Annotated in this window: 21 protein-coding genes; 15 read left to right on the top strand and 6 right to left on the bottom strand. The window is 40.2% G+C overall.

Going from position 1 to position 18,905, the window contains the following annotated elements:
* Window positions 1–22 precede the first annotated feature (22 nt).
* Together yyaC and QNH29_RS26865 are read right to left on the bottom strand one after the other, a co-directional pair.
* A complete protein-coding gene (gene yyaC, locus QNH29_RS26870; RefSeq protein ID WP_283862319.1) occupies window positions 23–592 on the bottom strand; it encodes a spore protease YyaC in 570 nt (189 codons plus the stop codon).
* 50 nt (window positions 593–642) lie between these two features.
* Complete coding sequence (locus QNH29_RS26865; protein ID WP_283862318.1) at window positions 643–1,773, bottom strand: AbrB family transcriptional regulator; 1,131 nt, start codon at window positions 1,771–1,773, stop codon at window positions 643–645.
* Window positions 1,774–1,921: 148 nt separating this feature from the next.
* On the opposite strand from QNH29_RS26865, the gene QNH29_RS26860 reads away from it, so the two are divergent.
* Window positions 1,922–2,794: a LysR family transcriptional regulator gene (locus tag QNH29_RS26860; protein WP_283862317.1), complete on the top strand. Its 873-nt coding sequence runs from the start codon at window positions 1,922–1,924 to the stop codon at window positions 2,792–2,794.
* A 73-nt stretch (window positions 2,795–2,867) separates the two neighbouring features.
* Here the strand turns inward: QNH29_RS26860 and QNH29_RS26855 are convergent, their stop codons facing one another.
* From QNH29_RS26855 to QNH29_RS26845, 3 genes are read right to left on the bottom strand one after another with little or no spacing between them, the layout of a single operon-like run.
* Window positions 2,868–3,317 carry a PaaI family thioesterase gene (locus tag QNH29_RS26855; protein WP_283862316.1) on the bottom strand — a complete coding sequence of 150 codons (450 nt, stop codon included), beginning with the start codon at window positions 3,315–3,317 and terminating at the stop codon, window positions 2,868–2,870.
* 15 nt (window positions 3,318–3,332) lie between these two features.
* Entirely contained in the window at window positions 3,333–4,883 is a 1,551-nt protein-coding gene (locus QNH29_RS26850) for a solute symporter family protein (RefSeq protein ID WP_283862315.1), read from the bottom strand.
* Window positions 4,880–5,233 (bottom strand): DUF485 domain-containing protein, encoded by a 354-nt coding sequence (locus QNH29_RS26845; RefSeq protein WP_283862314.1) that lies wholly within the window; start codon window positions 5,231–5,233, stop codon window positions 4,880–4,882. The genes QNH29_RS26850 and QNH29_RS26845 overlap by 4 nt, the downstream gene beginning before the upstream one ends.
* Window positions 5,234–5,503: 270 nt before the next feature.
* Between QNH29_RS26845 and QNH29_RS26840 the strand changes: the two genes are divergently transcribed.
* From QNH29_RS26840 to paaX, 13 genes are all read left to right on the top strand, one after another.
* Entirely contained in the window at window positions 5,504–6,832 is a 1,329-nt protein-coding gene (locus tag QNH29_RS26840; protein ID WP_283862313.1) for a phenylacetate--CoA ligase family protein, read from the top strand.
* Between the two features lie 282 nt (window positions 6,833–7,114).
* A complete protein-coding gene (paaA, locus tag QNH29_RS26835; RefSeq protein WP_283862312.1) occupies window positions 7,115–8,071 on the top strand; it encodes a 1,2-phenylacetyl-CoA epoxidase subunit PaaA in 957 nt (318 codons plus the stop codon).
* Between the two features lie 15 nt (window positions 8,072–8,086).
* Entirely contained in the window at window positions 8,087–8,446 is a 360-nt protein-coding gene (gene paaB, locus QNH29_RS26830; protein WP_283862311.1) for a 1,2-phenylacetyl-CoA epoxidase subunit PaaB, read from the top strand.
* Window positions 8,436–9,239: a 1,2-phenylacetyl-CoA epoxidase subunit PaaC gene (gene paaC / locus QNH29_RS26825; protein ID WP_283862310.1), complete on the top strand. Its 804-nt coding sequence runs from the start codon at window positions 8,436–8,438 to the stop codon at window positions 9,237–9,239. The genes paaB and paaC overlap by 11 nt, the downstream gene beginning before the upstream one ends.
* Before the next feature lie 26 nt (window positions 9,240–9,265).
* Window positions 9,266–9,763, top strand: a complete 498-nt coding sequence (gene paaD, locus QNH29_RS26820; RefSeq protein WP_283862309.1) for a 1,2-phenylacetyl-CoA epoxidase subunit PaaD — start codon at window positions 9,266–9,268, stop codon at window positions 9,761–9,763.
* Window positions 9,764–9,780: 17 nt separating this feature from the next.
* Entirely contained in the window at window positions 9,781–10,083 is a 303-nt protein-coding gene (locus QNH29_RS26815; protein ID WP_283862308.1) for an EthD family reductase, read from the top strand.
* Between the two features lie 2 nt (window positions 10,084–10,085).
* On the top strand, window positions 10,086–10,862 hold the full coding sequence (locus tag QNH29_RS26810; protein ID WP_283862307.1) for an enoyl-CoA hydratase/isomerase family protein: 777 nt from the start codon (window positions 10,086–10,088) through the stop codon (window positions 10,860–10,862).
* A 10-nt stretch (window positions 10,863–10,872) separates the two neighbouring features.
* The gene (locus QNH29_RS26805; RefSeq protein ID WP_283862306.1) at window positions 10,873–11,646 is read left to right on the top strand and encodes an enoyl-CoA hydratase-related protein; all 774 of its coding nucleotides are present in this window, start codon (window positions 10,873–10,875) and stop codon (window positions 11,644–11,646) included.
* Between the two features lie 23 nt (window positions 11,647–11,669).
* Entirely contained in the window at window positions 11,670–13,193 is a 1,524-nt protein-coding gene (locus QNH29_RS26800; RefSeq protein WP_283862305.1) for an aldehyde dehydrogenase family protein, read from the top strand.
* A 166-nt stretch (window positions 13,194–13,359) separates the two neighbouring features.
* Window positions 13,360–14,232: a 3-hydroxyacyl-CoA dehydrogenase gene (locus tag QNH29_RS26795; protein WP_283862304.1), complete on the top strand. Its 873-nt coding sequence runs from the start codon at window positions 13,360–13,362 to the stop codon at window positions 14,230–14,232.
* On the top strand, window positions 14,229–15,431 hold the full coding sequence (locus QNH29_RS26790; protein ID WP_283862303.1) for a thiolase family protein: 1,203 nt from the start codon (window positions 14,229–14,231) through the stop codon (window positions 15,429–15,431). Before QNH29_RS26795 ends, QNH29_RS26790 begins: the two co-directional genes overlap by 4 nt.
* 66 nt (window positions 15,432–15,497) lie before the next feature.
* Window positions 15,498–16,274 carry an enoyl-CoA hydratase-related protein gene (locus QNH29_RS26785; protein ID WP_283862302.1) on the top strand — a complete coding sequence of 259 codons (777 nt, stop codon included), beginning with the start codon at window positions 15,498–15,500 and terminating at the stop codon, window positions 16,272–16,274.
* Between the two features lie 83 nt (window positions 16,275–16,357).
* Window positions 16,358–17,248: a phenylacetic acid degradation operon negative regulatory protein PaaX gene (paaX, locus tag QNH29_RS26780; RefSeq protein WP_283862301.1), complete on the top strand. Its 891-nt coding sequence runs from the start codon at window positions 16,358–16,360 to the stop codon at window positions 17,246–17,248.
* A gap of 92 nt (window positions 17,249–17,340) precedes the next feature.
* Here paaX and QNH29_RS26775 read toward each other — a convergent pair whose 3' ends face one another.
* The gene (locus tag QNH29_RS26775) at window positions 17,341–17,853 is read right to left on the bottom strand and encodes a gamma carbonic anhydrase family protein (RefSeq protein WP_283862300.1); all 513 of its coding nucleotides are present in this window, start codon (window positions 17,851–17,853) and stop codon (window positions 17,341–17,343) included.
* 80 nt (window positions 17,854–17,933) lie between these two features.
* Here QNH29_RS26775 and QNH29_RS26770 point away from each other — a divergent pair, with 80 nt between their 5' ends.
* Complete coding sequence (locus tag QNH29_RS26770) at window positions 17,934–18,893, top strand: NAD(P)H-dependent flavin oxidoreductase (RefSeq protein WP_283862299.1); 960 nt, start codon at window positions 17,934–17,936, stop codon at window positions 18,891–18,893.
* The last annotated feature ends 12 nt before the right edge of the window (window positions 18,894–18,905 follow it).

Raw genomic sequence — 18,905 nt, 5'->3', positions numbered from 1 at the left:
CTTTTGGGACAGCCTCACTTTTTTAAGAGGTTCCTTGACTCTCGTTGGTTGCTTGAGTAATAATCTTTACGATTGTTTTTGCAAGGTTCATAACTGTGAATAGACGAGTATCATTTAAAAATTGCATAGCTGGTAATGGATCTATATAATTTACCATCCCTATAATATGATAGTCTCCTACTTCCGGCAATACCTTTTTTAGGGCTTTCCCCGGAACAAGAGGTCCTTCTTTCAAGAAAACATAACCCACTTGATTTTGATCGCCTAAACTGGCATCCACACTAAAAATAAGCGGCTTTTTAAATTCCTTTTTAATTTCTTTTAATGTTTCTTTTAAATTAAATGCATGAACTGGCTTTTCCAAAGTACCGTAGATACGGTAAGGTACCTGATTCTCTTTAAGCATCGTCCCAACTAAAGGGCCCAATGAATCTCCTACAGAGCGGTCTGAACCAATGCAGAGAAAGATAATATCTTCTTTTTGATATCCAGAGGATTGAATAATTTCCTTCATTATAAATGCTAATTTTTCTGTATTTTTATCGCTCGGATCACAGAATATACCTGCTCCGTTTTCTTGTAGATTGGACATATCTTGATTCCCCTTTTTACTATTATCTGAACAATAGTGATTTTATTCAATTAAGCTGAAGGTTGAGAAGATAGATGCTTTTTATGTTCCCAATAATTTAACAGCCTGAAAAATGGCGGTAATATAACACACACAATCATGATTCGAAGTACTTGCACTACTATGACAAATGTAGAATCTGCATTTAGCACAACAGAAGTTGTTGTCATTTCAGCAATACCGCCTGGAGCAAATGCAAGAACAGAGGTAATAAGTGCGATTCCCGTTACTTTTGAAACAAAAATGGCGCACATAATCATGGAAAAAATAAGGCCAATCGTACTTAAAAGGGCGACAAATATCGTCTGCTTTAATCCGATAAACATGCTTTTATGAAAACGGGAACCAATACTTGCCGCAATAAAAATTTGTGATAAAGTGATTACCACATGCGGCCACCATGAAACCATATCATGACCTATATACAAAGAACCGAACGATTGGACAATAGCAACCGCCACCATACTTCCAATCAACCATGGAGCAGGAAATTTTAAATACTTGCCCAAGTGGTACCCCCCATATGCAATTCCAACTAACACTAAAGTCCATTGCAGCTTCTCCAATTCAAAGGGAGAGACAGTCTGTGCAGGAATGGTGACGTGATCTACCGGATTACGAGCCCATAAGGAGACACTAATAGGAATAATAAGTATAACTAAAAAAACACGCATGGTTTGAATAATGCTTACGACAGCCGTATTCGCTCCGACCTCTTCCGCAATCCCCGGCATGGCGGATAATCCGCCAGGGGCCGTTCCAAAAAAGCTAGTAAGCATATCAGTTTTACTATATTTCCAAAGTAGGAATCCAGCAAGTAAAGAAAAAAAGATTGATAGAAGTAGCATGAGAATAATGGTCATCCAATATTCTTTAAAAATGTGCAAAAAAGACAAGTTTATTTTCTGACCCAATTCAATACCTAAAATACACTGTCCTATATACAACCAGTATTTTGGAACACCTTTTTGATAGGCATTACTCCTTAGTAGTGAGGGCCTCAAAAAGGATAGTAAGGCAGCTGCCAGAAATGTACCAATCATCCATCCAAGGGAGAGACCTGTCAACGTGAGTAAAAATCCGCCTAAGCTGCTTATTGCTATAAACGAAACACTACGAAAAAAAGTGTTGTTTCTTTTCAAATTTCCCTGCCTTCTTTCAATGAAAATATAATTCGCTGCTATTTGAGCTTCCGTATTATAAATATAGTATAATCATAGCAATAATTAAAATATCGAATAATATGTTTAACCATAATGAAAAGTTATTTCTAATTTAGAGGTGTAAATATTGGACGAAAGAGACTGGATGGTTTTGCAGACCCTTTATCAAGAGAAAAATATAACAAATACAGCTAAAATATTGTATATTTCTCAGCCGGCTTTGACGAATCGTTTGAAAGCGATGGAGAAACATTTTGGAGTCCGAATCGTTATCAGAGGCCGGCGCGGAGTCCAATTTACCTCGCAGGGCGAATATCTCGCAAAAAGTGCACATGAAATGATATTGCGTTTCCAAAAGATAAAAGAAACGGTTCTGAATATGGAGGATAAAATTTCCGGAATATTGAGATTAGGTGTTTCAAATTTCTTTACTGATTATAAACTTCCTGGGCTATTAAAACTCTTCAAAGATCAATACCCAGATGTTGAGTTCAAGGTAACAACAGGATTAAGCAGCCATATTACTCATTTAATGCACAATCAAGATGTACATATTGGCTTTGTAAGAGGAGATTATAGCTGGCAAGATCAAAAGAAACTGCTCTTTAAAGAAAGCATTTGTATTGCATCAAAAGAAGAAATCGATATCCGTGACCTCCCCGCTTTATCGAGAATTGATTATCACACTGATCCATTACTAAAAACCTTAGTGGATAATTGGTGGACTGAAAACTATTCCCAGCCGCCATTGGTCAGCATCAATGTCGATAAAGCTGACACATGCAAAAAGATGGTTGAGAATGGGTTAGGTTACGCAATCTTGCCAAGCTTGTTAATAAATGATTTGGATAATATCCACAAATTTGAGATTAGAACAAAAGATGGAGAGAAAATCATACGTAAGACTTGGATGTTCTACCATGAGGAATCTTTACAGTTAAATATTGTGAAAGCCTTTGTAGAGTTTGTAGAAGGAATGGACATGAAGAGTATTACATAGAGGAAAGAGAAAAGTAATCATAAGAAGAATCCTAATCGAGTATCCGATTAGGATTCTTTTTCGTATATAATCTTTATTTATCCTGTTTTACAAAATAATGACTCTTTCTGTAAACCATCGCTTCCATTGTCGCGATTAGTTCATTTTCACTTTGGACATTGATTTTGTACCAAGCGAGTTTGTGATTTTTCTTTATTTCTTTTGCATTTGCAGTTAGAGTCCTGCCACGTTTGCCAGCGGATATAAAATTAACATTTGTTGTGACACCCACTGCTGTTTTGCCATAAGAGTTGCTCGCTGCGGCAAATACGTAATCTGCAAGTGAAAAGATAATTGCCCCGTGAACAGTTCCATGTGCATTAAGCATGCGGTCGTCCGGAACTAATTCAGCTTCCGCTGTACCAGGTCCGAGATTTGTCAACTTCATGCCAAGAAAAGCTGCAAAGGGTTCGTCTTTTAGAACTTGTTTAATTTCATCGTAATGTAAATCGTGAATAGTCTGATCATCTAATTCAATTGTCATGGTATTCTCCTTTACTTAATGATCTTTTGCAGAGCTTATGCCATATCCAGTGTTTGATTTAAACAATACCTCTGCGAATTTATTTTCGTTTTCTTTTGATTTAGACAACACTGTACCTAAATAGGCACCTATAAACCCTATTGGTACGGTAAAAATGGTCGGGTTACTCATTGTGAAAATAGGGTCTCCTGTGAAAATACCCATTCCAGGCTGCGGATTCCATACATTCGGACTAAGCAAAACTAAAACAAGAGAGCTGATTAAACCAAACAACATGCCGGTGATAGCACCGTTTGCATTAAATCGTTTCCAGTAAATTGTGCAAAGAATAACCGGCAAGTTAGCGCTGGCTGCGATACCTAATGCAAGTACCGAAAGGAAAGCAACGTTCAGCGACTGTGCGAACAAGGCTAGCACGATTGAAATAGCCGCTACACTAACTGACGCCATACGTGCTACAAAAACTTGCTGCTTTTCGGTCATTTTCCCGTCTTTAATAATTTCTCCATAAATGTCATGAGCGAAGGCAGATGCTGACGTTAAAACAAGACCGGATACTACCGCCAGAATAGTGGCAAATGCGACAGCTGAAACAAAAGCGAACAAAAATTCTCCGCCGACGGTTAATGCGAGTAGCGGTGCAGCCATGTTTCCAGCAGGGTTAGCTTCAACAATCCGGTCAAAACCAACGAATGAAGCAGCACCGAACCCTAGGAAAATCGTCATAATAAAAAAGGCGCCAATAAACCATGTTGAATATACAACAGATTTTCGTGCCGTCGCCGCATCTTTTACCGTAAAGAAGCGGACAAGTAAATGCGGAAGTCCTGCTGCGCCAAGGACAAGTGACATATTAAGTGAAATCATATCGAGCCCATTCGTGTATTTATTTCCTGGATTTAAAAAGTCATTACCAAGAGGTGTAGCTGTCTGAACGTGGCGGAACATTTCTGCGATGTTAAAGTTAAAGCGGGAAAATACTATAAACGTCAATATAGTAGAACCGCCCAGCAAAAGAACGGCTTTAGTTATTTGTACCCAGCTTGTCGCCCGCATTCCACCGAAAATAACATAAATTGTCATTAATACACCTACAAGAAGAACGGAAAGACCGTAATCGATTCCGAGTAGAAGTTTAATCAATCCACCCGCACCGACAAGTTGAGCAATCATATAAAAAATTGAAATGACAAGAGTGTTCGCTGCGGCGATCCCACGTACCTTTTTGGACATAAAGCGAGCAGAGATCATATCCGCTAACGTGTATTTCCCAAGATTACGAAGCGGCTCTGAAACAAAGTACAATAAGACGAGGAACGCGACAAGATTGCCAATGCTCATATAAAATCCATCGAAACCAATCAGCGCAATAGCCCCTGTAATTCCAAGAAAAGAAGCGGCAGACATAAAGTCGCCAGCCACAGCCAATCCATTTTGCCATGCCGTCAAACCTCCGCCAGCTGTATAAAAGTCGCTCGCGTTTTTCGTTTTTTTAGAAGAATAATATGTTATTGTAAGCGTTAATAATATAATGCCTAAAAAAAGTATAAGAGATAATGTGCTCATCCGCGAAGCTCCTTCTGGTATTTAGTTAAAATATTTTGGGCCATTTTGTCATACTTCTCTGATTTCTTAAGGTAGACAATTCCACCGATCCAAACCACAACGAATTGAAGAAGTGCATAAACCCACGCCCATGTTATATCGAGAAATGCTTCTCCTTTTAATACATCTGTATAAGCAGCTAAAACAGGCAGGACAAAGTAAAACGCAAGGAAGAAAGTAGAGACTGGGATGATAAATGCCTTTTTCTTTTGAAGTAAACCCTTAAAATCTTCGGTTTCAACCAATTGATCATAGGGCTTCTTTTCGACATGTTCTTCGGTTAAGTAACTTCTTTTTACTGGTGATTCCATAATAACCTCCCCTTTTATAATACGATTTTAGAACGATGGTATTAAAAAGTGATATATATCACTCTCGTTAAAATTAGCATAAACAGAAAATTAAGTAAATTAAAATATTAAAAAAATTTTCTATTTTCTATCAAAATTCCTAGTTATCACTATTGACAACGTGGAAATGTCGTATTAATCTGAAAACTATATTACTAGTTTTTTTATTTTCGTTGTAATTCCGTTATGTAATATTTTGCAAAATGAAAAACAATGAGGGGGACTGAAACAATGTACAATCCAGAAATCGAAACTATGGCCCGATTTGAAATGGAAAGTTTGCAGCTTGCACGTCTTCAAAAAACGGTTAGAAATGTATTTGAGAATGTACCATTTTACAAAGAGAAATTTGATGAACTGGGCATTACGCCAGAAGATATTCAACAGTTAAGCGATGTGACAAAGCTTCCATTCACCAAAAAACAGAATTTTCGTGAGCAATACCCATTTGGTTTATTTGCGGTTCCCATGGATGAGGTAGTCCGCATTCATGGATCATCGGGAACGAGTGGAAAGCCGACCATTGTAGGATATACAAAAAATGATATTGAAAATTGGTCAGTGATTGTTGCCCGTGCAATTGTCGCTGCTGGCGGACGCAAATCAGATATTTTTCATAATGCCTACGGCTATGGATTGTTTACAGGCGGGATTGGTCTTCATAACGGAGCTGAAAAGTTAGGCGCAGCAACATTACCAATTTCGGGGGGAAATACAGATAGACAAATTACACTTATTAATGATTTGAAACCGAGGGGTATTTGTGGAACACCATCTTATATTCTAAATATTGTTGAAAAGATGGAAGAAATGGGGATGAACCCTGCTGGATTTGGAATCGAATATGGTATTTTTGGGGCTGAGCCTTGGTCGGAAGAAATGAGAGCGACGCTTGAAAAGAAACTAAATTTGAAAGCGGTTGATATTTACGGCCTAAGTGAAGTTATGGGACCAGGTGTTGCGATAGAGTGTCATGAAGCACAGGATGGACTACATATCGCAGATGATCACTTCTTGGTTGAAGTTATTAATCCAGATACACTTGAACCGGTTGCAGATGGAGAAGTTGGAGAAATTGTTTTTACTAGCTTAACGAAGGAAGCGCTGCCAATTATTCGTTATCGAACAGGGGATCTTGCCTCTATTACGCGAGAAAAGTGTAAATGCGGACGTACGACAACAAGAATGTCCAGAGTAAAAGGCCGAACAGATGACATGATCATTGTCAGAGGTGTCAATGTTTTCCCTTCGGAAATTGAACGGGCATTGTTGCAAGTGGAGGGACTTGTTCCTCATTATCAGATTCACCTTGTTAAGAAAGGTGCAATGGACAGTGTTGAATTGCATGTTGAAATTGAAAGCGATTTCTACTCTGGGATTGATGGAGACTTAACGCATGTCAATGTTCAAAAATTGAAGAAGAAGGTCCAGCATCATATGAAAAACACATGTCTAGTCACGATGGATATTGTTGTCAACATTCCAAAAGGCATTCCGCGTTCTGAAGGAAAAGCCATTCGTATTGTCGATAAGCGAAAAAGTGATTTGATCAGCGTATAAAGAATCTGTCATTATCACAGAAGGGAATGGTTTTTATCAAGAAGAACAAATGCCGTTCCCTTGTCATTGTAATCAAAAATTCTGGTACGGCTGCACCAACTGCAATACACATATCTTAATTTAAAATTGATTGATTTAAGTGTAATCGTCACGGTTTAAAGAGTATTACCCATTTTTTTTTATTTTAAAAAAATGACGCAATATTCTTGCTTTTAATATAACCATAAAATATAATTACGTTAAATTAACGTTATATAGATTTTAAGAAAAGGGGGATTTGAAATGAGCGTTCTTTTAAATGAAACAACAGAACAGGAAAAGCTGGAGCAATTTATGGCTAGAATCGAAGCGGGAGATAAAATTGAAGCCGATGATTGGATGCCAGATGAATATCGGAATACATTAATCAAATTGATTTCTATGCATGGCATGAGCGAAATTATGGGTGCACTTCCTGAAAAGGAATGGGTACCTAAAGCTCCCACTTTGCACCGAAAGCTCGGGATTATGGCGAAGGTACAAGACGAAATGGGACACGGACAATTATTGCTTCGTGTTGCGGAAGATTTATTGAAACCGTATGGCAAAAAGCGGGACGATCTGATGCAGGATCTTTTTACAGGGAATTTAAAGTTTCATAATGTTTTCCATATGGAAGCTAAATCATGGGGAGATGCAGGGCTGATTGGCTGGTTAGTGGACGGAGCGGCTATTATCACCCAAACGGATATGCTTGGTGCATCTTACGGTCCATATGCCCGTGCCTTACACAGAATTTGTGCAGAAGAAGTCTTCCACGCTCAACACGGAGAAGCGATTATTATGGCTTTGGCAGAAGGTACAGATGAACAGAGACAAATGGTACAAGATGCACTTAATTATTGGTGGGAATCTTTGCTGCTTTTCTTCGGACCGCCAAGCAAGAATGAAATGGGTGCTTCAAAACAAGATGTTACCTTAAAGTATAAAATCAGAACAGGCACGAATGAGGGACTTCGTCAATCTTTCTTTAGCAAATATATTAAGCGGATTCATTCACTTGGTTTTACCATTCCAGATGAAACACTAAGGTTTGATGAAGAAACGGGAAAATGGATTTATCGTCAGCCTGACTGGAACAAATTAAAGAAGATTGCTAGAAATGAAGGACCTCGTTCACAAGAGCGCTTAAATCTTAGGAGAGTTTCTTATAAAAATAACCAATGGGTACGTGAAGCATTGGCTCCAAAAACTGTCTAAGGGAGGGGAAAGAACATGGAAACTAGGCAAGAATCTTATTTTGAAGAGTTTGAAGTATTTAGCCGCAAGACCCCAACTGCACCAGTACAATATCATTTTAGCTTACTCGCGCCTAATGAGGATATCGCGATCCTGATGGCGCAGGAAAATTTTATGCGACGTGAAACAGTGGATGATATCTGGGTTGTCAAACGTCAGAATATACGTAAAATGACTTCGGAAGAAAAGAAAACGCTTCAACGTTTAGATAATAAGGATTACCGCAAAACAAAAGGATATGGCTATTTAAAGAAAAAATGGCGGAAATACGAACAAGAAATGCTTGACGAAAAGGAAATTTTGTCTTGGGCTGGAGGTGTGAAAAATGGCAAATAATTCATCAGCAGAGAATACGGCCATTAAAGAGTTGTTATTTCAATTAGCAGACGATGACTTTATTCATTCCTATCGTGGGTCTGAATGGCTTGGTCTTGCGCCCCACATTGAGGAAGACATAGCTACTTCCTCTATTACACAAGATACAATGGGTCACGCGGCCATCTTCTATCAATTGCTAGAGGAACTCGGTGAAGGGAATGCCAATCAACTGGCCCATGACCGTCCGGCAAATGAAAGGCGTAATGCGATTATCTTGGAACTCGTTAATGGAACTGGAAATTATATGGGAGAACCAGATTATGATTGGGCTTTTGCGGTTGTGAGAAATTACTTCTATACCCAGGCTAAAGCGATTAAGATTCAATCTTTACATTCATGTTCATATGAGCCGCTGGCTGAAGTTGCAGCAAAGGTACAAATGGAACTTTACTATCATCTAATGCACTGGAAAACATGGTTCGTTCAACTTTTAGGTTCAGGCCATGAGGAAGCGGTTTCCCGAATGAAAGCAGCTATTGAAAAAACGCTGAAGGATTTCCAAGGTGTTTTCTCTCTTGGAGAACATCGAAATATAATCGTGCAACAAGGTTTAATTGAAAGCGAAGCGGTTTTACTGAGTAAGTGGAATCAGGCTATTGCACCTGTATTGAAAAGTGTTGGGCTAGAAGGGCCCATAGAAGTAGGAATGGCTCATGGCGATGGACGCAATGGGAAGCACACAAAGGATTTAGAGAAGGCACTCGAAACTTTATGTGAAGTATACGCTAGTAACAAAGCAGCTTCCTGGTAATACGAGAGGAAAAGGGGGAGGGTACTATGTCTACCGTGTTAATAACATCAGAAGAAATCTATAAACTACTGGAAAACGTAAAAGATCCTGAAATTAGTACCGTCAGCATTCTAGATTTAGGAATGGTGGAGAATGTTGAGATATCAGGATCAGATGTTTCAGTAAAAATACTGCCTACCTTTCTAGGGTGTCCAGCTTTGCCTATCATTCAAAAAAATGTTGAAACAGCCGTAAAACAGCTGCCAAGCGTTGACGGAGTGAGCGTAGAATTCCTGCGTTCCCCATCTTGGACATCTGATCGGATTACGGAAAAGGGGAAAGCCGGACTAAAGGTATTCGGTATCTCCCCTCCCCCTCGGCAAATGAAAGAAGATGGGTCGTGGCATATAGATTGTCCGTATTGTGAATCCACGTATGTCACGATGGAAAACATATTTGGGCCAACAGCGTGCCGCAGCATTTTATATTGCAAATCATGTAAAAACCCATTTGAAGCAATGAAACCAATGATTAAATTTATGTAAAATACGGAGGAAATAAAATGGTAAAGTTAATTGCTCTATATAAGCAGCCGGAAAATAAAGAAGAATTTGATGAACATTATTTCAATGTTCACGGTCCGATTACAGAGAAAATCCCAGGTCTTCAAAAAATGGTTGTTACGAAAATAGTTGGAACACCAATGGGGAAAGACTCTGAATATCACATTCTATGCGAAATGTATTATGAAAATCATGAAGCGCTTCAACAAGGTATGCGTTCCCCTGAAGGAAAAGCATCAGGGAAAGACTTGATGGGCTTTGCTGGGAAACTCGTCACCATGATGATTGGTGAGGAAGTATAAGGATGGGACTGTTTCAATATATTGAGACTTCTGTCGAGAATGAAATTGGTTTTATCACTTTAAATAGGCCTAAACAATTGAATGCGCTGAACCGGACAATGGTTGCTGAAATTGTTTCTGCAGCAGAAGAATTCGACCGTGATACCCAAGTGAAAGTCATCTTACTATCCGGTCATGGAAAAGCATTCTCGGCTGGGGCGGATATTGATGAGATGGCCAATGACAATCCTATTAGATTAGAATTGTTGAATCAATTTGCTGATTGGGACCGGTTAAGTCTCGTTAAAAAGCCTATCATTGGTGCAGTCAAAAGCTTTGTATTCGGCGGCGGCTTTGAGCTTGCCTTATCATGTGACTTACTTATAGCTGCTGGAGATACACTGTTTTCCTTCCCGGAAGTAACACTTGGAGTTATGCCTGGAGCAGGAGGCACACAAAGATTGACGAAGCTGGTAGGTAAAACAAAGGCGCTTGAATGGATCTTGACCGCCGAAAGAATCAATGCAGAAACAGCCTTGAAATACGGCATTATTAATAAAATTGTCGCACCTGAATTATTGATGGAGGAAGCAATAACTTTCGCAAGAAAGATTACGGCACAGCCACCCTTAGCAGTCAGAATGATCAAAGACTCTGTTAATAAGGCAGTGGATCACTCCTTATATGAAGGAATGCAATATGAAAGAAAAAATTTCTACTTGCTTTTTGCTTCAGAAGATCAAAAGGAAGGCATGGAAGCCTTTGTAGAAAAAAGAAAGCCTAATTTTACCGGCAGATAAGGAGTTATCTATGTACGAAACAATTACTTATCGGATTGAAAACGGGGTAGCTTGGCTCAGTCTAAACCGACCTGATAAACTGAATGCTTTTACATCACAAATGAATAAAGAAATCCAAAAGGCAGTGAAACAATCGTCACACTCTCATGAAGTGCGTGCGATTGTCATTACCGGAGAAGGCAGGGCCTTTTGTTCCGGCCAAGACTTAGCAGATGTGGATGACAGCATGAATTTAGGGCAAATGCTCCGTGACGATTACGGTCCAATGATGAAGGAAATCGCTAGATGTGTAAAACCCATTATTGCAGCAGTAAACGGTGTGGCTGCAGGGGCAGGCTTCAGTCTGGCATTAGCCTGCGATTTCCGTCTTGTCTCTGAGAAAGCAAGCTTTTTAAATGCCTTTGTCAATATTGGGTTAATTCCTGATTCGGGTAATCTGTATTACCTTTCACGGATAGTTGGTCATGCAAAAGCATTAGAACTATCGGTACTTGGACAAAAAGTACCTGCTGCGGAGGCAGAAAAAATGGGCCTTGCTACAAAAGTAATCGCTGTTGAGGACTGGAACGAGCAAGTGACAGCCTTTGCAGAGAATATTGCAAGCAGACCAACGAAAGCAATCGGCTTAATCAAAAGATATTTAGAGGCCTCTTACCATCTTTCTTTTGAAGAATATTTGAAAGAAGAAGCCGAAGGACAACGAATTGCCGGCTTAACGAAAGATTATGTTGAAGGGGTAACGGCATTTACAGAGAAACGTAAAGCTCAATTTATAGGTGAATAACATAAAAAAGGGAGTGGGATTAAATGGTAAAAGTACAAGAAGCACCAATATTTGAAAAAGTAGAAATGAAGCGTGATTATTACCATCTAGTTATTAATGGCGAAAGAGTTGAAAGCTCTAATGGAGCGACTATCGATGCTTACAATCCTGCCACTGGTGAAATCCTTGCTAAGGTAGCAAAAGCTACACAAGAAGATGCAGAGAGAGCGGTACAAGCGGCTCTTGCGGCTTTCGAAAACGGAAAATGGAAGAGATTTCCCATTAATAAACGCTCTCGTATTTTAAATAAAATTGCAGCAATTATGCGTTCCCGTTTTAATGAATTAGTTGAATTGGAAGTATTAAATAGCGGGAAATCTATTTCAGCCGCACAAGGACAAGTTATGCAGGCTGTTGAAGTTTTTGAGTTTTATGCAGGTGCCATTGTAGGACATAGCGGCTCCGTAAATAATATGGCAGGTCAATTCCATAACTATACAGAGAAAGAACCTGTAGGTGTATGTGCACAAATTATTCCTTGGAACTACCCGTTAATGATGGCGGCGTGGAAGATTGCACCTGCAATCGCGGTTGGATGTTCTGTTATTGTAAAACCAGCTTCATTAACTCCGTTAACGGCCATTGTTTTAGGGGAAATTTGTATTGAGGCAGGAGTTCCAGCGGGAGTGGTTAATATTATTCCTGGTTCTGGTTCTGAGGTTGGAAATTATCTTGTTGAACATCCAAATGTAAATAAAGTAGCTTTTACAGGTTCGACGCCAATCGGCAGAGATATCATGGGCAAGGCTTCTCAAACATTAAAGCGGGTAACATTGGAGCTTGGCGGGAAATCTCCGAATATCGTATTCGAGGATGCTGACATTGAAGCGGCTGTAGATGGGTCATTGTTCGGTATTTTCTATAATACAGGACAATCTTGTGAGGCGAGATCTCGCTTATATGTACATGAAGATATCTATGATGAATTTGTTACTAGATTCGTAGAAAAAACGAAAAAGCTTAAATTAGGAAATCCATTAGATAAAGAAACACATGTTGGATCCGTTATCGATCAAGGTCAATTAGATGTTATTGATAGCTATGTTCAATCAGCTATTGCTGATGGAGCTGAAATCTTAGCAGGTGGAAAGCCGGCAGTAGTTGAAGGATTCGAAGGCGGTTATTGGTATGAGCCGACAGTCATTGGTAATGTGAATCACGATATGAAAGTAGTGAAAGAAGAAATATTTGGACCAGTTGTTGTGATTATGAAGTTCAAAGATGAAAAAGAAGCTATTAAACTAGCAAATGATACAGAGTTCGGTCTTGGCTCAGCCCTTTGGACGAAAGATGGTGCCCGTGCAACTCGTGTAGGTAACCAAATCCAAGCAGGGATTGTCATGGTAAACTGCCCATTCTCAGCTTTTCCAGGAACACCTTTCGGCGGTTATAAACAATCAGGATTCGGACGGGAGCTTTGTATTGAGACATTAGATCTTTATACGGAAACGAAAAGTTTTATTTCCTATTATGGAAGCCGCCCATTAAATCCTTTCGGCATTCAATAATGTAAAACTTCTATCAGGGGGCCTGCTTCTGATAGATAGTAAATAGCGTTAAAATATATTGAATAAAGGCTGGCTGAAAATATTTCAGAAAAATCATTCGGGTATAGCTGGATGCTAATCTGATTCTATCGCAGCCAGCCTCTATTATTTGGAAGGAGAAAGGTAAATGATTACAAACATAGTAGTCGTAGGATCCGGAGTAATGGGAAGAGGGATCGCCTATGTAGGAGCAACCGGAGGATTTGACATCACATTAGTAGATGTGAATCCATCTGCATTAGACAGCGCGCAAAAAGAGATTGATATTATTTTTGAAAAAGGTGTACGGTACGGAAAAATCACTTCTGAAGAAGCGGATGCTGCAAAAAATCGATTATTATATTCTTCCAATTTAAAAGAAGCGGCTTGTAATGCTGATTTAATCATAGAGGCAGTTCCAGAGCGTGCAGAAATTAAAAAGGCTGTTTTTGAAACAATTGAAGAGCATGCACAAGAACACTGCTATTTTGCGACCAATACTTCCACTATGAGCCCGACAGAAATTGGTTCTTATGGGAAGCGTCCTGAAAAAACGATTGCGATGCATTTCTTCAATCCAGTACAGAAAATGCCGCTGGTCGAAATTGTACGCGGCCTCGAAACGAGTGACGATACAGCAGCAGTCATAAAACAGGTCGCTGAGAAAATGGGGAAAGAGACAGTAGTCATTAACGAATTTCCGGGTTTTGTAACAAGCCGGATCAGCTGCCTGGTTGGGAATGAAGCATTCTATATGCTTCAAGAAGGGTTAGGAACACCTGAAGAAATTGATAAAGCAATCAAGCTTGGGTTGAATTATCCGATGGGGCCGTTTGAGCTGGGGGATTTAGTAGGGCTAGATGCCCGTTTAAATAATTTAAAATATTTACATGAAAAACTTGGTGAAAAATACCGCCCAGCACCACTTCTTGAACAGTATGTAAAAGCGGGAAGGCTGGGTCGTAAGTCTGGAAAAGGTGTGTACGACTATACAAAAATAGAAGAGCTGGTGGGAAAATGAGGGACGTTGTAATTGTTGATGCGGTAAGAACACCTATCGGGAAGTATAAAGGAGCTTTAAAAAGTGTACGTCCAGATGATCTCGGAGCAATTGTAATTAAAGCGCTGACAGAGCGGAATCCAGGGCTGCCGCCGGAACAAATTGAAGATGTCATCTTCGGAAATGCGAATCAGGCAGGGGAGGATAACCGAGATGTAGCGAGAATGTCAGCACTTTTAGCTGGTCTTCCGGTGAACGTAGGGGGAACAACGATTAATCGTTTGTGCGGATCAGGTCTTGATGCGGTTATGTATGCTGCACGATCTATAGCTGTAGGGGAAGGCGATATATACATCGCAGGGGGAACGGAAAGTATGACTAGAGCACCATATGTCATGGCCAAGCCTGACAGTGACTTCCCTCGGGGATCAATGGAGCTTCAGGATACAACGATTGGATGGCGATTTACGAATAAAAAGCTAGAAGAGATGTATGGAGCAGATTCCATGCCACAGACAGCTGAAAATGTCGCACAACGCTGCTCAATTTCACGGGAAGATCAGGATCAGTTTGCACTTCAAAGCCAGCAGCGGGCAAAAATAGCAATGGAATCCAATCGTTTTGCGGAAGAAATTGTACCAGTTCGTTTTCATGATCGGAAAGGAAACGAGATTGTCTTCGATCAAGACGAGCATCCGCGTCCAGATACAACGATTGAAAAACTTGCTAAACTGCGTCCGATTTTTGAAGGCGGGACTGTAACAGCTGGTAATGCATCAGGAGTAAATGACGGTGCATCCGCTTTATTATTAATGAGTGCAGATAAGGCAAAAGAACTTGGGTTGAAGCCCCTTGCAAAATATGTAGTTGGAGCGGTTGCTGGTCTTGAGCCTGCTGTTATGGGCCTTGGTCCAATATATGCAACGAGAAAAGCGCTTGATCGGGCAAACTTATCGGTAAACGATATCGGGCTTGTAGAACTAAATGAAGCTTTTGCTTCACAGGCGCTGGAATGCATCCGCCAGCTTGAGTTAGATCAGGAAAAGGTTAATGTAAACGGCGGTGCTATTGCGTTCGGACATCCTTTAGGTGCAAGTGGTGCCCGTATTTTAACCACGCTTCTATATGAAATGAAAAAACAAAATGTTCAATATGGCCTGGCAACCATGTGTGTAGGTGTCGGTCAGGGGATTGCGGCGATTATTGAAAATATAGAATAGAAATTACAAAGGCTGTCTCGAATAAGAGGGATGGCCTTTATTTTTAAATAAGAGAGGGAAAATGTCATGGAAAACGTATTATATGAAGTGATAGATCATATTGGATATGTAACAGTAAACCGACCAGACGTATTAAATTGTTTTAACTATGATACACTACGTGAACTGCAGGAGGCTGTTGATTCCATTCATGTAAATCCTGAGGTGCGCGTTGTTATTTTTACAGGAGCCGGCCAAAAAGCATTCAGTGCCGGTGCTGATTTGAAAGAAAGAAAGACATTGAATGAGGCACAAGTAAGAAGAAATGTGAAAGCGATTCGGGATGTGTTTAATAGTATTGCCAGCTTGCCACAGCCGACAATCGCAGCAGTTAATGGTTACGCGCTGGGCGGAGGATTTGAGTGGCTGCTGTCGTGTGACTTTGCGATTGCGGCACAAGGTGTTTCCATGGGGTTGACCGAAACAAGCTGGGCAATCATTCCTGGTGCAGGAGGAACGCAGCGTCTTCCCCGACTGATTGGTGAAATGAAAGCCAAAGAACTAATTTTAACCGCGAAAAAAATCTCATCAGAGGAGGCACTCGACCTTGGTATTGTATTAAAAGTGGTGCCACGTGATGTACTTTCTGAAGAGTGCAAACAATTTGCTGAAAACATGATGAAAAATGGTCCTGTTGCATTAAAACAGGCGAAATATGCGATCATTCAGGGAATGAACACAGATTTGCAAACGGGGCTTGCGATTGAAGCAAAAGCGTATGAACTGACAATTCCAACAGAAGACCGGATCGAGGCGCTCAATGCGTTTAGTGAGCGGAGAAAACCTCAATTTTCAGGGAGATAAAATGGATGTTTATGATATAATAGAAAAAAAACGTCTCGTTCAAAATATGTAAGGGACAGGTAAAAAGAAAGAGTGAAGAGGTTATGGGTGCAAACACACAATCGATGATTTTCACCATTTATGGAGATTATTTACGTCATTATGGAAACAAAATTTGGATTGGCAGCTTAGTTCGTTTATTGAAAGAGTTTGGGCATAATGAACAGGGCGTTCGTGTCGCGGTTTCACGAATGGTAAAGCAAGGTTGGATTCAGTCAGAAAAGCAGGGAAACAAAAGTTTTTACTTTTTGACAGAACGAGGTGTTTCCCGGATGGATGAGGCTGCCAACCGGATTTTTAAACTGAACCCGCATGAATGGGACAGAAAATGGCGTATTTTAATGTATTCGATTCCAGAAGAAAAACGACAGATTCGTGATGAGCTTCGACAGGAGCTATTGTGGAGCGGGTTTGGCAGTTTCTCTAATGCCTGCTGGATTTCACCGAATAACCTTGAAAAAGAAGTGAATCTTTTAATCGAAAAATATGATATTAGTGAATATGTTGATTTCTTTGTCTCGGACTATAAAGGGCCAAAAGATAGTCAATCGCTTGTGGAAAAAAGCTGGCCGCTTGAGGAAATCGAGAATAAGTATGAGGAGTTCATCTCAAAGTACAGTAAGCAATTCATTGTACATCAAAGTGTGCTAAGCAAAGGAGAAATGTCCGACTCAGAGTGCTTTGTGGAGAGAACAAATCTAGTTCATGAATACAGAAAATTTCTGTTCATTGATCCAGGTCTGCCAAAGGAACTTTTGCCGCCCATGTGGAGTGGTAATCATGCGGCACTGCTTTTTAGTCAGTATTATAAACTTTTAGCGGAACCAGCCAGCAGGTTCTTTGAAAATGTCTTTGAAGCGGATAATGATTTACGCAGAAAGGATCATTCCTATGACGCGAAAAATCATCCGTTAATTATTCATTCAAAAAAATAAAAGCTGCCTCAAAAGTCATTTATGGAAGACTTTCGAGGCAGCCTTTTTTTGTGATGAAGTGGATACAGTCCGGCGCAGTTTTGCCCAGAAATTTATTGAAGGATTTCTTTAAATTCCCGTCCTTTTTGTACATATGAATCAATAGATAGGCGAATAAGTTCTAGGTCTTTATCGTTTAATTCCCGGACGACTTTTCCTGGCGAACCAACGACAAGTGAGCGAGGCGGTATCTTTTTGCCCGCGGCAATCAGTGTATTCGCGCCAATAATGCATTCTTCTCCGATTTCAACATTGTCTAATATGGTAGAGCCCATACCGATAATGGAACGTTTCCCTACTTTGCAGCCGTGCAAAATAACATTGTGCCCCACTGTAACTTCGTCTTCAATGATAACAGGACATCCTTTGTATAAATGAATGGTGGTGTTATCTTGAATACTGCACTTTGCGCCAATGATGATCGAATCCTCATCCCCTCGTAACACAGCATTAAACCAGATGGAAGATTCTTCTTTAATCGTAATATCGCCAATTACGTAAGCGCCAGGTGCCACGAAAACTGTTTTATGGATGGATGGGGTTATGCCATTGAAAGGGATAATCATTACTTTCGCTCCTTTTAAAAAATCAGAATTGTTTTTCTATTGATTATAGTATAACATGTAATTAACGGAGGGGTGAAAAAATGAAACGTGTTTGCGAACTTTTTTCTATTCAATATCCAATCATTCAGGGGGGAATGGGGAATATAAGTAATGCACAGCTTACGGCTGCTGTATCTAAAGCAGGAGGTCTCGGTACGATAGGGTGTGGAACGATGACGCCTGAGCAAGTCGAAGCGATTATTCTTGAAACTAAACACAAAACGCATAACAGTTTTGCGTTGAACATACCGATTAATGTTAGTACTTATACGAAGGAAATGATTCAACTGGTGTTAAAGCATAAAATACCGATTGTATCATTATCGGCTGGTAATCCTGCTCCTTTTATTCCACTCTTGCATGAAAAAGGCATAAAAGTAATTGCGGTTGTTGCATCGGTGAAACAAGCTCAAAAGGCAGAAGATGCAGGGGCAGATGTACTGGTGGCAGAAGGATTTGAGGCTGCCGGTATTAATTCAAGTCTGGAATTAACCACATTTACGCTCATACCACAAATTTGCCGCCATGTCACAATACCGGTTGTGGCTGCGGGTGGCATTGGAGATGGTCAAGGTCTGGCTGCAGCTTTAATGCTCGGTGCTGCCGGCGTACAGTTAGGAACCCGATTGATTGCAACGAAAGAAGCACCCTTTCATTCATTATATAAGCAAAGGCTTCTAGACGCAGGGGATACTGAAACCGTTATTTTAGGACGTTCAGTCGGACAAGTAAGACGCGTTCTAAAAGCACCATATGCTGCTCGCATTATTGAATTGGAACAAAGCGGATTGGCCTCGGAACAATACCGTGACATGACATCAGAGGACCATCACATTGCTGGTGCAATCCAGGGGGATGATGAGAATGGTTTCATGAATAGCGGGCAAGTGGCCGGACTCATTGAACATATCCCAACCGTGAAAGAACTGCTTGATGGAATGATGAACGATGCTAGAAAACAAATGGAAGATCGATTAAGCAGCTTTCCTGTGATGATATAATTAAGGGATGAA

The sequence above is a fragment of the Neobacillus sp. DY30 genome (assembly GCF_030123065.1).
GTDB lineage: Bacteria > Bacillota > Bacilli > Bacillales > Cytobacillaceae > Neobacillus.
This window is presented reverse-complemented; position numbering and strand designations above follow the sequence as displayed.

What these genes read in the sequence shown, in the direction of transcription:
- yyaC (WP_283862319.1), bottom strand. Translation starts at nt 592, where the DNA reads ATGTCCAATCTACAAGAAAACGGAGCAGGTATATTCTGTGATCCGAGC.
- QNH29_RS26855 (WP_283862316.1), bottom strand. Translation starts at nt 3,317, where the DNA reads ATGACAATTGAATTAGATGATCAGACTATTCACGATTTACATTACGAT.
- QNH29_RS26850 (WP_283862315.1), bottom strand. Translation starts at nt 4,883, where the DNA reads ATGAGCACATTATCTCTTATACTTTTTTTAGGCATTATATTATTAACG.
- QNH29_RS26845 (WP_283862314.1), bottom strand. Translation starts at nt 5,233, where the DNA reads ATGGAATCACCAGTAAAAAGAAGTTACTTAACCGAAGAACATGTCGAA.
- QNH29_RS26840 (WP_283862313.1), top strand. Translation starts at nt 5,504, where the DNA reads ATGTACAATCCAGAAATCGAAACTATGGCCCGATTTGAAATGGAAAGT.
- paaA (WP_283862312.1), top strand. Translation starts at nt 7,115, where the DNA reads ATGAGCGTTCTTTTAAATGAAACAACAGAACAGGAAAAGCTGGAGCAA.
- paaB (WP_283862311.1), top strand. Translation starts at nt 8,087, where the DNA reads ATGGAAACTAGGCAAGAATCTTATTTTGAAGAGTTTGAAGTATTTAGC.
- paaC (WP_283862310.1), top strand. Translation starts at nt 8,436, where the DNA reads ATGGCAAATAATTCATCAGCAGAGAATACGGCCATTAAAGAGTTGTTA.
- paaD (WP_283862309.1), top strand. Translation starts at nt 9,266, where the DNA reads ATGTCTACCGTGTTAATAACATCAGAAGAAATCTATAAACTACTGGAA.
- QNH29_RS26815 (WP_283862308.1), top strand. Translation starts at nt 9,781, where the DNA reads ATGGTAAAGTTAATTGCTCTATATAAGCAGCCGGAAAATAAAGAAGAA.
- QNH29_RS26810 (WP_283862307.1), top strand. Translation starts at nt 10,086, where the DNA reads ATGGGACTGTTTCAATATATTGAGACTTCTGTCGAGAATGAAATTGGT.
- QNH29_RS26805 (WP_283862306.1), top strand. Translation starts at nt 10,873, where the DNA reads ATGTACGAAACAATTACTTATCGGATTGAAAACGGGGTAGCTTGGCTC.
- QNH29_RS26800 (WP_283862305.1), top strand. Translation starts at nt 11,670, where the DNA reads ATGGTAAAAGTACAAGAAGCACCAATATTTGAAAAAGTAGAAATGAAG.
- QNH29_RS26795 (WP_283862304.1), top strand. Translation starts at nt 13,360, where the DNA reads ATGATTACAAACATAGTAGTCGTAGGATCCGGAGTAATGGGAAGAGGG.
- QNH29_RS26790 (WP_283862303.1), top strand. Translation starts at nt 14,229, where the DNA reads ATGAGGGACGTTGTAATTGTTGATGCGGTAAGAACACCTATCGGGAAG.
- QNH29_RS26785 (WP_283862302.1), top strand. Translation starts at nt 15,498, where the DNA reads ATGGAAAACGTATTATATGAAGTGATAGATCATATTGGATATGTAACA.
- paaX (WP_283862301.1), top strand. Translation starts at nt 16,358, where the DNA reads ATGGGTGCAAACACACAATCGATGATTTTCACCATTTATGGAGATTAT.
- QNH29_RS26775 (WP_283862300.1), bottom strand. Translation starts at nt 17,853, where the DNA reads ATGATTATCCCTTTCAATGGCATAACCCCATCCATCCATAAAACAGTT.
- QNH29_RS26770 (WP_283862299.1), top strand. Translation starts at nt 17,934, where the DNA reads ATGAAACGTGTTTGCGAACTTTTTTCTATTCAATATCCAATCATTCAG.